The organism is Agarivorans sp. OAG1 (assembly GCF_037076485.1).
Taxonomy (GTDB): Bacteria; Pseudomonadota; Gammaproteobacteria; order Enterobacterales; family Celerinatantimonadaceae; genus Agarivorans; species Agarivorans albus.
This window is the reverse complement of record NZ_AP028990.1, coordinates 115,128-128,639: the sequence shown is the minus strand read 5'-3', so window position 1 is coordinate 128,639 and position 13,512 is coordinate 115,128. Positions and strand designations below refer to the sequence as shown.

At 45.7% G+C, this 13,512-nt stretch carries 16 protein-coding genes; 2 read left to right on the top strand and 14 right to left on the bottom strand.

The window, feature by feature from the left end; all coding sequences use genetic code 11:
• Positions 1 to 2: 2 nt before the first annotated feature.
• Positions 3 to 1,481 (top strand): methyl-accepting chemotaxis protein, encoded by a 1,479-nt coding sequence (locus tag OAG1_RS00625; RefSeq protein WP_051147543.1) that lies wholly within the window; start codon positions 3 to 5, stop codon positions 1,479 to 1,481.
• Positions 1,482 to 1,813: 332 nt separating this feature from the next.
• Here OAG1_RS00625 and OAG1_RS00620 read toward each other — a convergent pair whose 3' ends face one another.
• The 4 genes from OAG1_RS00620 to OAG1_RS00605 are packed head-to-tail and all read right to left on the bottom strand — an operon-like array spanning position 1,814 to position 3,695.
• The gene (locus tag OAG1_RS00620) at positions 1,814 to 2,269 is read right to left on the bottom strand and encodes a YaiI/YqxD family protein (RefSeq protein ID WP_016399978.1); all 456 of its coding nucleotides are present in this window, start codon (positions 2,267 to 2,269) and stop codon (positions 1,814 to 1,816) included.
• Positions 2,270 to 2,321: 52 nt separating this feature from the next.
• On the bottom strand, positions 2,322 to 2,870 hold the full coding sequence (locus OAG1_RS00615; protein ID WP_338623094.1) for a GNAT family N-acetyltransferase: 549 nt from the start codon (positions 2,868 to 2,870) through the stop codon (positions 2,322 to 2,324).
• 34 nt (positions 2,871 to 2,904) lie between these two features.
• Positions 2,905 to 3,234, bottom strand: a complete 330-nt coding sequence (locus OAG1_RS00610) for a TfoX/Sxy family protein (RefSeq protein WP_338623093.1) — start codon at positions 3,232 to 3,234, stop codon at positions 2,905 to 2,907.
• The gene (locus tag OAG1_RS00605) at positions 3,234 to 3,695 is read right to left on the bottom strand and encodes a RidA family protein (protein WP_338623092.1); all 462 of its coding nucleotides are present in this window, start codon (positions 3,693 to 3,695) and stop codon (positions 3,234 to 3,236) included. The genes OAG1_RS00610 and OAG1_RS00605 overlap by 1 nt, the downstream gene beginning before the upstream one ends.
• A 166-nt stretch (positions 3,696 to 3,861) precedes the next feature.
• Here OAG1_RS00605 and OAG1_RS00600 point away from each other — a divergent pair, with 166 nt between their 5' ends.
• On the top strand, positions 3,862 to 5,211 hold the full coding sequence (locus OAG1_RS00600) for a DEAD/DEAH box helicase (protein ID WP_338623091.1): 1,350 nt from the start codon (positions 3,862 to 3,864) through the stop codon (positions 5,209 to 5,211).
• Positions 5,212 to 5,242: 31 nt separating this feature from the next.
• Here the strand turns inward: OAG1_RS00600 and folE are convergent, their stop codons facing one another.
• The 10 genes from folE to nirB all read right to left on the bottom strand — a co-directional run bounded on the left by folE (position 5,243) and on the right by nirB (position 13,232).
• Complete coding sequence (gene folE / locus OAG1_RS00595) at positions 5,243 to 5,923, bottom strand: GTP cyclohydrolase I FolE (RefSeq protein ID WP_016399983.1); 681 nt, start codon at positions 5,921 to 5,923, stop codon at positions 5,243 to 5,245.
• 64 nt (positions 5,924 to 5,987) lie between these two features.
• Entirely contained in the window at positions 5,988 to 6,722 is a 735-nt protein-coding gene (gene folM, locus OAG1_RS00590) for a dihydromonapterin reductase (protein ID WP_338623090.1), read from the bottom strand.
• Positions 6,712 to 7,137: a dihydroneopterin triphosphate 2'-epimerase gene (gene folX / locus OAG1_RS00585; protein ID WP_227981481.1), complete on the bottom strand. Its 426-nt coding sequence runs from the start codon at positions 7,135 to 7,137 to the stop codon at positions 6,712 to 6,714. The genes folM and folX overlap by 11 nt, the downstream gene beginning before the upstream one ends.
• 103 nt (positions 7,138 to 7,240) lie before the next feature.
• On the bottom strand, positions 7,241 to 7,792 hold the full coding sequence (locus OAG1_RS00580) for a DUF3833 domain-containing protein (protein ID WP_338623089.1): 552 nt from the start codon (positions 7,790 to 7,792) through the stop codon (positions 7,241 to 7,243).
• A gap of 78 nt (positions 7,793 to 7,870) precedes the next feature.
• Complete coding sequence (locus OAG1_RS00575; protein WP_338623088.1) at positions 7,871 to 8,077, bottom strand: DUF3565 domain-containing protein; 207 nt, start codon at positions 8,075 to 8,077, stop codon at positions 7,871 to 7,873.
• 8 nt (positions 8,078 to 8,085) lie between these two features.
• Entirely contained in the window at positions 8,086 to 8,511 is a 426-nt protein-coding gene (locus OAG1_RS00570) for an Lrp/AsnC family transcriptional regulator (protein ID WP_016399988.1), read from the bottom strand.
• 57 nt (positions 8,512 to 8,568) lie between these two features.
• The gene (cobA, locus tag OAG1_RS00565; protein ID WP_338623086.1) at positions 8,569 to 9,342 is read right to left on the bottom strand and encodes a uroporphyrinogen-III C-methyltransferase; all 774 of its coding nucleotides are present in this window, start codon (positions 9,340 to 9,342) and stop codon (positions 8,569 to 8,571) included.
• A gap of 160 nt (positions 9,343 to 9,502) precedes the next feature.
• Positions 9,503 to 10,315 carry a formate/nitrite transporter family protein gene (locus OAG1_RS00560; protein WP_338623084.1) on the bottom strand — a complete coding sequence of 271 codons (813 nt, stop codon included), beginning with the start codon at positions 10,313 to 10,315 and terminating at the stop codon, positions 9,503 to 9,505.
• Positions 10,316 to 10,347: 32 nt separating this feature from the next.
• Positions 10,348 to 10,674, bottom strand: coding sequence for a nitrite reductase small subunit NirD (nirD, locus tag OAG1_RS00555; RefSeq protein ID WP_246611979.1), 327 nt, complete (start codon positions 10,672 to 10,674; stop codon positions 10,348 to 10,350).
• Positions 10,674 to 13,232: a nitrite reductase large subunit NirB gene (gene nirB, locus OAG1_RS00550; RefSeq protein WP_338623082.1), complete on the bottom strand. Its 2,559-nt coding sequence runs from the start codon at positions 13,230 to 13,232 to the stop codon at positions 10,674 to 10,676. The genes nirD and nirB overlap by 1 nt, the downstream gene beginning before the upstream one ends.
• Positions 13,233 to 13,512 lie beyond the last annotated feature (280 nt).

Sequence of the window (13,512 nt, the reverse complement as noted above, 5' to 3'; positions counted from 1 at the left end):
TTATGAAAACGATTACCGCAAAACTCGCCTCGCTACTCGTTGTTGTTATTCTCGTGTCTGGGGTCATTGTAATCAGCGCATTATATTGGCTTAGCAGCGCATCGTTAAACCAGCAATACCAAAACGACAAGTTAGCCCTCACTAAACAGATGAGCATTATTCTTAAAGAACCGGTGTTTGTGTATGACTTCGATGTCATTAAAGCCACCATTGATGCCTTTATCGATGAGCCGATGATTGCAGGCATCAAGGTAAGTGATCAGCGTGGCAAGCTAATGGCCGAAAATCACGACTCTGGCTTTAGCCCAGATGAAACCATTAGCATTGATTTAGATTGGGATGGTAAGCCGCTTGGCACCATCGAAATTGGCGTCACCAAACAGGCCATTAACAGCGCCCTAAGCAATGAGTTAAGCGAAGACATCCTTACTATTATTTTCATGACGGCGCTAATTATTGTGTTGCTGATTCTAGCGCTTCGTAAAGTGATTATTGCACCGCTAGCCAATGTGAATAAGGTACTGGCAGGCATTGCTCAAGGTGATGGCGATTTAACCGCGCGCATTCCCGTAACCAGCGAAGATGAAATTGGCCAACTTGGCCACAACTTCAATAGCTTTATCGAAACCGTACAAAGTATTGTTCAAGATATGGCAGAGGCTGCAACCCAACTAGAACTAGTATCTGAGAGCGTGCGGGTAATTAACGACAAAAACACCGCCAATACCTTTGAGCAAACAGAGCTAACATCTACCTCATTAACCAACTTGCAGCAACTAGGCATCGCCACCAAAGAAATTGCAGGCAATGCCGAAAACACCGCTTCTCGCACCCAGCAGGCTTACCAATTATCCATGGATGGCCATAAAGCCATTGATGACAACATTGCACAGGTAAGCGAGCTAGTGAAAAACCTTGATCGCACCGCCGATGAAGTCACCAGCCTCAAGCAAGTAAGTGACAACATTGGCAGCGTATTAGATGTGATTAAAGGCATTGCCGAGCAAACTAACTTACTGGCCTTAAATGCCGCCATTGAAGCGGCCCGTGCGGGTGAGTCTGGCAGAGGGTTTGCGGTAGTTGCCGACGAAGTACGTGCTCTCGCCAGTAAAACTCACGAATCGACCTCTGAGATTGAGTCGATTATTGGGGATTTACAAAGCCAGGCAGAAACCTCTTACCAAGCTACCCAAGCCGGTAAAGAAATGGTCAGTCAAACCATCTCATCTGCCGAAGGCACTGGCGAATCGTTAGTGCAAATTAACCAAGAAATGAACTCGGTAAATGACATGATCACCATGATAGCTAGCGCCAGTGAAGAGCAATCTAATGTTACCAGTGCGGTTACCGCTGATATGGAATCCTTGAGCCTTGGTGCGCAATCTCTTAGTGAAGACAGCAAACAATTACAACAAGCCACCGAAGATTTATTAGAAGTGGGCCATCAGATGGTGACTCAAGTAAACCGCTTTAAGTATTAAGTTATTAGGGCCTGTTGATCTTTGGTGTTGAAATTTTATTCAAGATAAGCGGGCTTTAATCGCGGCGAGCACTTTGAAACCTAGTGGGCTAAGTGAAAAGTGTTCAACGAAGAGTAAAGTTCGCTTATCCGAACCCTTCGGGGCAGCATTTCTTAGCCATTTATTCAGCGTTAGCGAGTGATTATTAAGCCCACTTAACTTCACACTCACTGCCTTGCCTAAATGGCTAAGAAATTGCTGTAAAAACCATCAGCAAAGATCAACAGGCCCTAGCTACACGACTCAAAAGCTTAAGCCTTTGCTTAAGCTTTTTATTTTCTCGATTAGCAGGCTTATTTAGCTGACTGGTGTTTGGCGAGAATAGAATCTAAATGGCTAGCAAAAGCTTTGCGATCGGCTTGGCTAAGTGCAGCAGGGCCACCGGTATGCACGCCGCTAGAGCGCATTGTGTCCATAAAGTCACGCATGTTTAGTCGCGACTTAATGTTACTTTTTGTATAGAGTTCACCTCGCGGACTTAAGGCTTGAGCCTGCTTGGTAATCACTTCATCGGCTAGAGGAATATCCGAGGTAATCACTAAGTCACCAGCAGCGACCCGCGCCACAATCTCATTATCGGCCACATCAAAACCCGCACTAACTTGCAGACTACTAATCACCTTAGAAGGTGGTGTTTTTATATATTGATTGGCCACTAACGTAAGCGGTATTTGGGTTCGTTCGGCGGCACGGAACAAAATCTCTTTAATCACCACTGGACAGGCGTCGGCATCAACCCAAATTTTCATGGCATTCTCTCTTAAAACAATAATGCCGCTACTATGCCCAAGTGGCTGCTAATTACAAGCTAAGGCGCATATCAATGTTATACACATCGGTTTGAAAACCGCCATATTCAACAAAGCCGCAACGTTGATAAAAATGTCGCGCGCGATGATTACTCTGCTGTGTTCCCCCCATCAATACTAAGCTACGAGCCCCTTGCCGCTTAAACTCAGCCATCAATGGTTGCATCGCCGCCATGGCAAGCCCAGCGTTTTGATAGTCATCGGCAATGCAGGGAGCAAGTATCACATCAAGTTCTGCTTGTAAGCTAACTCCCTGCACATAATAGCGCTGGTATTCCGGCTCTAAAATTTTCCGCTCAAAGATGAAATAACCGACAACTGCGGCACCATCGGCAATCACCCAACGCTGCGCGCTGTCATCGGCAAGCGCTTCACACAAATGCTGAGCATACTCACTGCTTAAAGGATGAGGCCCAAAGCGACTGCGAGTGGCTTCACTTAGAGCGACAAAAAACGCCCCTAATGCCGCTGCATCTTGCTGATTGAGCAGCCTGAGCAGAAAATCTTGACCATCTTTAGCTTTAATTGGAAATTGCTGCATATCATCTCTTGTAACTAAATTGCGTGGAATAAGATTACTTTGGCGGCAAGCTGTGCACAAAATTAAGGCAATATTGCAACCACTGCTCACGTTGCTTAGCCTCAAGCAAACCTTCTGGCGAAACGTAGATCATTCCTTTCATTGGTTTTCCTGTAAAGGTCATTTCCGAAGCAAATTCTAAGCGTAAGCAGTCTTGATATTGATTTGGTCCAACCCGCGCCATTAATTGCTTATCAACAATGCCACAACACATGTGGCCAGCCACCATAAAGCACAAGCCACCAAACATCTTACGCTCACTAAACTCAACTTGGCTGGCTAGCGCTTGGCGAATTTGCTCAGCCAATTCCAAATCGTAAGCCATTATTCACTCACCTCAAAAATAGAATCAATCACCAACGGCAAATTGGCGCGCAGCGACGTAGCACCAAATACTGAGCGAGCATGTAAACCCTTGTCACCAAATACTTCCACCATCAATTTAGAGCAGCCATCTAGCACAGCTGGGTGTTGCTCAAATTGCTCGGTGGCATTGATGAAACCCTGTAACTTCACTACTTGGCTTACTCTATCTAATGAACCTAGATGTTGCTGCACTACCGCTAAAATATCTAAGCCAGCCAAACGGGCAAACTGCGCCCCTTGCTGGTGAGTAAACTCTCTGCCAATTTTACCCTTTGGCGGCTCTTGTAAACCGGCAACCGGCCCCTTGCCCGAGACATAAAGTAAATTGCCTGTTTGTACACAATTACTATAACTGGCAGCTGGGCCTGTTGGTTTAGGTAAACTAATTCCTAGCTCTAACAAACGCTCGGCTATACTCATTAAGTGACTCCCTAACAAAATACCGTTAATACCCTTTATTGCCTTCAGACTAGCACGATTTCAGCAGCCCGCTTTTGCTAGCTCAATATTGGCGCTTAACCCTAACTTACTGTAAGCTGCACGCCCGCCACTTAGCGGCCATACTTACTATCACAAGAGACCAACTATGAGCTTTGACTCCCTGGGTTTATCTAAACCTTTATTAGACGCCGTAGCCGCACAAGGTTACGACACGCCCTCTCCCATTCAAGCCAAAGCCATTCCTGTGATTTTAGAAGGCAAAGACATCATGGCCGCCGCGCAAACAGGCACCGGTAAAACAGCAGGTTTTACCTTGCCATTGCTCGAGTTGTTAAGTAAAGGACCCAAAGTACGCGCCAATCAAGTTCGCGCCCTTGTGCTTACCCCAACACGTGAGCTAGCTGCGCAGGTTGGCGAAAGCGTGAGTACTTACGGCAAGAACATGGACCTAAGCTCTACGGTAGTATTTGGTGGAGTGAAGATTAATCCGCAAATGCAAAAGCTGCGTCGTGGCGCTGATGTGCTGGTAGCAACCCCTGGCCGTTTATTAGATCTTTACCAGCAAAACGCCTTTCGTTTTCAGCAGTTAGAAGTGATTATATTTGACGAAGCTGACCGCATGTTAGACATGGGCTTTATTCACGACATTAGAAAGATTTTGGCCTTGCTGCCAAAACAGCGCCAAACCTTAATGTTCTCGGCTACCTTCTCAGAAGAAATTAGAACACTGGCCAAAAGCTTGGTTAAAGACCCCATTGAAGTATCGGTAACACCACCAAACGCAACTGCCAAAACCGTAAAACAGTGGATTGTACCGGTAGATAAAAGTAAAAAGTCTGGCCTGCTTACTCAGCTGATTAAAGATAATGATTGGCAGCAAGTATTGGTATTTAGCCGTACTAAACATGGCGCTAACCGCCTAGCCAAACATTTAGAACAGCGCAAGATTTCAGCCGCTGCGATTCACGGCAATAAAAGCCAAGGCGCACGTACCCGGGCGCTGGCTGAATTTAAAAGTGGTGATGTACGAGTATTAGTTGCCACCGATATTGCAGCACGTGGCTTAGATATCGATCAATTGCCACAAGTGGTGAACTTTGATTTACCTAATGTGGCCGAAGATTACGTGCACCGCATTGGCCGTACTGGCCGAGCGGGTTCAACAGGTCAGGCAGTGTCTTTGGTATGTGCTGATGAAGTGGGAGATTTAATTGGCATTGAGCGACTCACTGGCCAGTTATTAGAACGTAAAGAAGTAGCCGGTTTTGAACCAAGCACCCAGTTACCAGTAACCCGCGATACTCGCCCCTTAAAAGCTAAAAAGCCGAAGAAGCCTAAAAGTCCACGTAGCGAACATAAAGATGGTCAGCGCTCTAGCGAAAATGCACGTGGTAACAAACCGGTCGGAAAAAATCGCCGCCACACCGGGGGTGGCACCAATAAGACCAGCCGCCGCTTTAGCAAACCCAAAGCTGCTAATTCGGGTAACAAATAACTAAAAAGCCGGTGTAATCACCGGCTTTTTTCTAGGCTAAAAACTCTCTTCTAGCCGATTTACTGGTTTTAAACTTGCCGCCGTAGGCCGAAGTTTGGGTGCTTGAGCTTGCGTCCATCACCCCGCGAGCTTTCACGCAGAAATGGGTTGCCTCGATGCTAATAGCTACGTCTTCGGTTCCCAATAAACTTTGTAAGGCCACCAGCACTTGCTGAGTTAAGCGCTCTTGTACCTGCGGACGCTGCGCAAAGAAGCGCACAATGCGGTTAATTTTTGACAAACCAATAATGTGGTCTTTAGGAATGTAAGCAACTTTCGCCAAGCCATCGATGGTAACAAAATGGTGCTCACAGGTGCTGGTAAAGGCGATATCTGACACCTTCACCATCTCTTCCACAGCCATTTTATTTTCAATGATGCTGATTTTCGGGAAGCGCGAATAATCTAAACCCGAGAACACCTCATCAACAAACATTTTTGCAATGCGGTGTGGGGTTTCAGCCAAGCTATCATCACTTAAATCTAAACCCAAGGTAGCCACTACATCAGTCAAAGAGGCTTTTATCTTATTGTACTTCTGCTCATTGCTTAATTGATTGTCCACTAAGGGAGTTTCTATCCCTTTCTCAATCAACGCTTGGCGTACTTGAATTGCCTCTGGTGACAAGCAAGCGTCTTTTCTAAATTGTTTTTCAGCTAACGCTACTTTCATAATCACTTCCTTTAGATAGTTTCTTGGTTCACCCGCTACGGTTTAGTTAACAACACTATTAACCCTAGACCAGATGGCGACCACCGTCTAAGCCGATGGTGCGACCGGTTATATATTTGCTAGCCAGCAAGTAGTTAACCGCTGCTACTGCTTCACTCGCGCCCGGCTCAAGTGCCATTAATGATTTTGCCAAGGCCTTGGTCCGATACTCCGGAGGATCATCTTGGTTAAACATTAACAACGAGGGCGCAATACTATTCACTTTTACCGCTGGTGCAAGCTTAGCGGCAAAAGAATGGGTTAAATTAGCCAAACCCGCTTTACTGGCCGCATAAGCAATATGCTTGCTGCTGCCTTTATCTGCGACATAATCCGTCATATGAATAATGTCGCTAACGTGTTGATCTTGATGATTTTTTAACAGCTCTTCAAAGGCGATATTGAGCTGATAAGGCGCACTAACATGCACACTCCACATGGCTTGCATTAATTGGTGCTGATTATCTAGCGCGGTATTGTTTAACCACTGCGAAGCATTATGGATAACAGCACGTAAGGCAGAGTAGTTCTCGAGTACATAGGCAATAAACTGGCTAATACCCTGCTCGTCGCTAAAATCGGCAATTATGCAGTCTGCACCTTTATCTCGTAAGGCTTGTACCGCAGGTTTGTCACTACGATAAGTCACAATCACCGAGTAACCTTGCTGCAGCAAATCTTCGGCAATGGCTAAGCCTAAACGCTGGGTGCCGCCAGTAATTAGCACTGGTGCACTGCTGTTAGCTAGCTTACTCGGCATCACGCGAGCCCGATAAAGTCACCGATACCGAATCTGCAAATCGTAAGGCATGCGGTTTATCTACGGTTATGCTGGCGTTAATCACCCGCGGTTCATCCATTGCTAGGGTAAGTAAGTCGGCACACAGTTTTTCCAACAGGCGAAAGTGGCCTTGCTCAACGTGGGCGATCATCGCTTTGGTAATTACTTTGTAATTGAGTGCTAAATCCTCGCTATCCGCTTCGCAGGCTTTGCTTGCTTGATAACGAATTTCGGCATTTATCACCACGTCTTGCTGCTTGCTAAGCTCTTCTTCGTTAAAACCAATATACGTTCGCAAGCGCAAATTGGTAATGGTAATCAAAGCCGGTTCGAGCCGGAAACTATTGGCCAGTGGCGCCAAATTAGAAACATTTGTTTTAGACACGTTGCTCATAGAGCTCTCTCTTAAAATTTAAATTGCTTACTACATACCTAGCCCAGTTTGCAGGGCTTTAACAGCTGAAACGTTTTTTTGCTGTCGTTTGTGTGAAGGCAAGCTAAGACTGTTTTTGAATCACCAAACTTACCGAGCCCACTTTAAATCCAAATTTTCGCATCACCGACTCATTCACAATGGTGGTTGAGTTAACCAAATACATTTTGTCTTCAACCACCACATCTAGCGGTTTGCCTTTATATTGCAAAGTGAGCACATAGTCCATAAACAAGGCATTGCCTGCCAGGTGCATATTTGCGGGTTGGCTAACATCGTTAGCACTGGCAAGGTAGCTACCATCGTCCTGCTTAACCAAAGTCCAAATGCGTTGCTGCTTTTCGCCATCGTCAAAAACAAAATGCTCATCAAGAGTGCCAACCCCTTGCTCGTCCCAGCTGGCGTCGATGGTTACGTTAAAATAACGAATCAATTCTCCCGAACGGTTTTTAACAATGCCATGCGCGCTAAGTTGGCCATCAAAAAAATCTTCCAAAACCAAAGTGGGTTGGTTGTCTGCATAACTGGAAACATCGGCACTAGAACAGCCCCACAAACCTGCCAGTAGGCTAAGTAACAGGAGGTATTTTCGATGTACGCTAGAGGCTAGTTGCATATCTATCTACGCCAGTTTTAACAATTACTCTTAAAACGGTTAGTGAGTGGGAATAGATCTACAGGCTTGAATTATTTATTAATTCCAATCGCGGGGGGCACTTTCTAGGCATTTAACACAGGAGAGCTCTTTGCCAAGCATGCTAAAACGCCCCTGGTAATTAAGCACCCACGGTCGGTTTTGCCATGGCGGCTGGTGACGAACATGTTGATAATGGCCACAAGCTAACCGAGCGATCCAATGGCGCTCTTCGTCTAACTGAAAGCCAATTATTATTTGTAGCATTGCCATCCTTAGCGACTAAACATTTCCCTTAACACCATGTGCGTACGCACCATCACCATTTTTTCCATTTGCTCTAGCTGCAAACGAATGTCTTCTAGGCGAGCCATTGAGGCCACTTCAACGTACAGCAACATATCTACATCACCTGAAATGGCCTGACAGCGTTTAATTTCCGGAATGCCGCGCATAATCTCGGCATAAGCTTCACAATTGTGCTCTTTGTAGCGCAGCTCTAAATGCGCAGCAATCGGCGCTTGCTCGCTATGGGTGCCCAAGCTAGCGTGATAGCCACTGATCTGCCCACTGCTCTCTAAATTGGCGATGCGCTCGGCGGTAGCCGAACGCGAAAGGTTTACCTGTCGAGCAATTTGACTCACCGGAGTACGCGCATTGGCCACTAACATAGCGACAATTTTTTGATCAAACTTATCCAAGCACTAACTTCCCTTTAATCACCCTATTTAACATGACCAAGCTTTTCACGGATTAAGCTAAACCGACTCTGGCGCGAACCACGCCAGCTCTTTGTGCAGCTCTGTAACGCTGCCTACAACAATTAAAGACGGGCTTTCGGCTTGCTGCGCCAACGTTGGTAATTCAGCTAAACTGCCGGTTAACACGCGTTGCTGCGGCGTGGCGCCACGCTCAATAATGGCACAAGGGGTGGTATCGGCTAAGCCATTTTTAATCAGATTTGCCTGAATGGTTGGACACTGCTTAAGGCCCATATAAAACACCAAGGTGTGATTAGAATGCGCTAAGGAAGGCCAATCAATATCTTCACCATGTTGTTTTAAATGGCCGGTAATAAATTGCACACTTTGCGCATGGTCGCGATGGGTAAGTGGAATACCCGCATAGGCAGTACAGCCCACCGCGGCAGTAATGCCAGGCACCACTTCAAAAGCTAAGTTTTCGGCTGCTAATGATTGCAACTCTTCACCGCCTCGGCCAAAAATAAACGGGTCACCGCCCTTTAACCTAACCACGTGTTTGCCTAACTTGGCTTGGTCTACCAAAATTTGGTTAATTTCATCTTGCGGTACAAAGTGATGATCAAGTTTTTTGCCAACGTACACCATCTCTGCGGTAGGCGAAGCTAAATCGAGGATCTCTTGCGACACCAAACGGTCAAATACAATCACATCGGCTGTGCGGATGCGCTTCACCGCCTTTACGGTAAGCAAGTCTGGATCACCAGGTCCTGCACCAACCAGCGAAACAAAACCCAGCTCGTTAATAGCGGTAGATGAAGAGTGGGGCATTGTCTGTTTCCTTATTACTTGGTAGAGCGAATATTATATTTAGTGTAGCGGGCCTTAGGGCCAAAACCGTAGAGTATCAGTTCATAAGCTTCAAATACAAAAAAACCCCTAGCAACAGCAAGGGGTTATCATTTTGAGGTAAAACTACTGTGTATTGTGCTTAAGCAGCGTTACGTTGTGGCAAGGTTTTACCGTGAGTAACGTAAAGGCTTAGGCCAGTTACCAATAAGCCACCAACCAAGTTACCAAGAGTAACTGGAATTTGGTTCCATACTAACCAATCGGTGATAGTAAATTCAGCACCTAACATCATGCCTAATGGGAATAGGTACATGTTTACTACGGCGTGTTCAAATACCAAACCAAAGAAGATGAAGATTGGGAACCACATCGCCAATACTTTACCGCCAACGGTTTTAGAGGTCATTGCGCCAACTACACCTAAACACACCATCCAGTTACACAAGATGCCTTTAACAAACACCGTAATCCAACCGTTTAAGCCATGCTCGGCAAAGCCTAAAGTACGGGCTGTTGAAGCTTTAACAAAGGCTTGGCCTACTGCGCCAGGCTCAACACTAAAGTTCATGGTAAAGGTTAAGGCAACCAAAAACGCTACCGATACCGCACCAATAAGGTTACCTAAACCCACTAATAGCCAGTTACGAAGCACCCCTTTAGCGGTGACACCTTTGCGTTTTTCAAACAGCGACAATGGCGCTAATGCAAATACACCAGTTAGTAAGTCAAAACCCATAAGGTTCAAAATACAAAAACCAACTGGGAATACTAAAGCACCCACAATAGGCATACCGGTTTGCACTGCTGCGGTAATAGCTACCGCTACTGCAATCGCTAAAATTGCACCAGCCATAATGCCGCGCACAATGGTATCGCGAGTAGACATAAATACTTTGCTTTCACCGGCATCGATCATGGTTTGAACGAATTCAGCGGGTTTTACGTAAGACATAATGCTTCCTTAATTTTCTAAAATAAAATCTGTTATGCACTCACCGCAACACTGTCGGCTTTAATCTGCACCTTATAGCTCGCTACCGAGACCGTTGGGTTCTCTAGGCAGATGCCGGTTTCAAGATTAAAACGTTGCTTTTTAAGTGGGCTTGCTACCCAAAGCTGACCTTGATGCTCACAAATCAATCCGCGCGACAATACGTTCGAATTAGCAAAAGGGTCCATGTTATTAATGGCAAATACTTGCTCATTGTTACGTGGGCGAAAAAGGGCTACTTGCTGGCCATTTACTAGCGCGCAAATACCGGTACCTGGGGTAATATCGTTTAACTTACAAACGGTTTCGAAACTCATGATTATGCCTCCAACTCAACGTGTAGAATGTCGCCTTTTGCCTGTGGGTGTTTCTCGGCAAAAGTAGCCGGGCGATGCTGTTCGCGCTCGCTAACAAACACTACGTTTTCATCACGTTGGTCGCTATTAATGAAATGAGCAAAACGTTTAAGTTGCGCTTCGTCGTTTAGAGTGTCGCTCCACTCACAGCTATAGCTCGCAACCAATTTAGCCACGTCGGCTTCTAGTTGTTGGTTAATGCCAAGCTTGTCGTTTACAACTACTTCACGCAGGTAATCAACACCGCCTTCTAGGTTCTCTAACCAAACCGAAGTACGTTGTAATTTGTCGGCGGTGCGAATGTAGAACATCATGAAACGATCTACGTATTTAATCAGGGTTTCTTGGTCTAAGTCTGCGGCCAGTAAATCGCCGTGGCGTGGTTTCATACCACCGTTACCGCCTACGTACATATTCCAGCCCGCATCGGTGGCGATAATGCCTAAATCTTTACCTTGGGCTTCGGCACATTCGCGGGTACAACCCGATACACCAAACTTCATTTTGTGAGGAGTACGAATGCCTTTGTAGCGGTTTTCTAGCATTACGCCCAAACCAACACTGTCTTGCACACCAAAACGACACCAAGTACTACCCACACAGGTTTTAGCCATGCGTAAGGCTTTACCGTAGGCTTGGCCGGTTTCATAACCAGCAGCAATTAACTTGCGCCAAATATTTGGAAGGTCATCTTTTTGCGCGCCAAACAAACCAATGCGCTGGGCACCAGTCACCTTGGTATAAAGGGCATATTCTTCAGCCACTTCAGCCAATACGCCAAGTGCTTTAGGAGTAACTTCGCCACCCGCCATGCGTGGAATCACCGAATAGGTGCCGTCTTTTTGCATGTTGCCAAGGAAGTTATCATTGGTATCTTGCAGGCTTACTAACTCTGGCGCCAATACGTGGTCGCCCCAGCAAGAAGCTAAAATAGAGCCAACGGCTGGTTTACATACTTCACAGCCGTAACCTTTACCGTGTTTGTTTAATACCTGTTCAAAGCTTTTATGGCCTTCAATTCGAACTAGGTGGAACAACTCTTGGCGTGAGTATTCAAAATGTTCACAAAGGTGGTTATTAACTTCTACGCCGGCTTTAGCCAACTCTGCATTTAGCACTTGGCCAATTAGCGGTAAACAACCACCACAGCCAGTGCCTGCATTAGTAGAGGCTTTAATTTCGGCCATCGTCGTTTGGCCATCGGCCACTGCTGCAGCTATCTTACCTTTGGTAACATCGAAGCATGAACAAATAACCGCTGAGTCAGGTAAAGAGTCTGCGCCCATTGCAGGTTTTTCTGAACCCGCATGAGCAGGCAAGATAAGCGTGTCTGGATGTTCAGGTAAATCAATGTCGTTAAGTTTAAGCTGGAGTAAGTTGCCGTAATCAGCGGTATCGCCCACTAACACAGCACCTAATAGTTTTTTGCCGTCTTCAGAAACGATCAGGCGCTTATACACACCCTCTTCATCGTTTTGGTAAACAAAACTCTTACAGTTTGGCGTGCGACCATTAGCATCACCAATGCTGCCTACCTTTACTCCCAGTAACTTAAGCTTGGCACTCATGTCTGCGCCTTCAAAAGCACCGTTGTTACCTAACAGGTGATCTACCGCTACCTGCGCCATTTTGTAACCAGGTGCCACTAAACCAAAGAAACTCTCGTTCCAAGAGGCACACTCACCAATGGCGTAGATGTTTTCGTCTGAAGTTAAACATTGATCGTTAATCGCAATACCGCCGCGAGGTGCAATGCTTAGCTCAGATTGACGTGCTAGCTTATCTTGCGGACGAATACCGGTAGAGAACACAATGAAATCAACTTCTAGCTTGGTTTCATCGGCAAATTGCATGGTATTACGAGCATGCTCACCTTGCGCTTGGATCTCTAAGGTGTTTTTGCTGGTGTGCACTTGCACACCCATGCGCTCAATTTTGTTGCGCAGTAATAAACCACCTTGCTGGTCGAGCTGCTCGGCCATTAATACTGGAGCAAACTCAATAACATGAGTTTCTACGCCTAGCGCTTTTAAAGCACCCGCCGCTTCTAGACCTAATAGACCGCCACCTACAACGGCACCGCTCTTACTCTTTTTAGCAGATGCTTCAATGGCTTTTAAATCTTCAATGGTACGGTAAACAAAGCAGTCTTTATTTTCGCTACCTTTAATCGGTGGAACCCATGGGTAAGAACCCGTAGCCATTACTAGTTTGTCGTAGGCAATCTCACGGCCAGTGCTTGAATACACCACTTTTTGCTCACGGTTGATATTGATAGCACGTTCGCCAAGCAATACCTCAATGCCGTGTTTTTCGTAGAAGCCATGTTTAACAAGAGACAGCTCTTCAGCGGTGTGATGAGAAAAATATGAAGACAAGTGAACACGATCGTAGGCAACTCGAGGCTCTTCACAGAAAACTGTTACGTCGAATTGGCTTAAATCAGCCTTCTCGACCAAATCTTCTAAATAACGGTGCCCCACCATACCGTTACCAACAACTACTAGCTTCAGCTTGCTCATAGATTTTCCAGCGACAAAATAAGATTAATGCGCGGATAATAAGATGTAACAAAAATAAAAGAATGATGTAGATCAATAACAACTTTAAACTACCCTAAAGAGGTATATTGAATATTTAACCATCAAAATCTGTAATATAATTACATTTGGGTAATAAAGTGACGCTAAAATTCACGTACTCCGGCAATCTTGATTTTGTGAAATCGCGGAAATAATTTTTACAAAGCTACTCAAAATAGGTAGTTGGTTTGAAAATTAAGCACCGTTATTTAGCCCTCGA

Bases quoted from the DNA above. Each gene is read 5' to 3' on its own strand.
- OAG1_RS00625 (WP_051147543.1), top strand. From the start codon at position 3: ATGAAAACGATTACCGCAAAACTCGCCTCGCTACTCGTTGTTGTTATT.
- OAG1_RS00620 (WP_016399978.1), bottom strand. From the start codon at position 2,269: ATGAAAATTTGGGTTGATGCCGACGCCTGTCCAGTGGTGATTAAAGAG.
- OAG1_RS00615 (WP_338623094.1), bottom strand. From the start codon at position 2,870: ATGCAGCAATTTCCAATTAAAGCTAAAGATGGTCAAGATTTTCTGCTC.
- OAG1_RS00610 (WP_338623093.1), bottom strand. From the start codon at position 3,234: ATGGCTTACGATTTGGAATTGGCTGAGCAAATTCGCCAAGCGCTAGCC.
- OAG1_RS00605 (WP_338623092.1), bottom strand. From the start codon at position 3,695: ATGAGTATAGCCGAGCGTTTGTTAGAGCTAGGAATTAGTTTACCTAAA.
- OAG1_RS00600 (WP_338623091.1), top strand. From the start codon at position 3,862: ATGAGCTTTGACTCCCTGGGTTTATCTAAACCTTTATTAGACGCCGTA.
- folE (WP_016399983.1), bottom strand. From the start codon at position 5,923: ATGAAAGTAGCGTTAGCTGAAAAACAATTTAGAAAAGACGCTTGCTTG.
- folM (WP_338623090.1), bottom strand. From the start codon at position 6,722: ATGCCGAGTAAGCTAGCTAACAGCAGTGCACCAGTGCTAATTACTGGC.
- folX (WP_227981481.1), bottom strand. From the start codon at position 7,137: ATGAGCAACGTGTCTAAAACAAATGTTTCTAATTTGGCGCCACTGGCC.
- OAG1_RS00580 (WP_338623089.1), bottom strand. From the start codon at position 7,792: ATGCAACTAGCCTCTAGCGTACATCGAAAATACCTCCTGTTACTTAGC.
- OAG1_RS00575 (WP_338623088.1), bottom strand. From the start codon at position 8,077: ATGCTACAAATAATAATTGGCTTTCAGTTAGACGAAGAGCGCCATTGG.
- cobA (WP_338623086.1), bottom strand. From the start codon at position 9,342: ATGCCCCACTCTTCATCTACCGCTATTAACGAGCTGGGTTTTGTTTCG.
- OAG1_RS00560 (WP_338623084.1), bottom strand. From the start codon at position 10,315: ATGTCTTACGTAAAACCCGCTGAATTCGTTCAAACCATGATCGATGCC.
- nirB (WP_338623082.1), bottom strand. From the start codon at position 13,232: ATGAGCAAGCTGAAGCTAGTAGTTGTTGGTAACGGTATGGTGGGGCAC.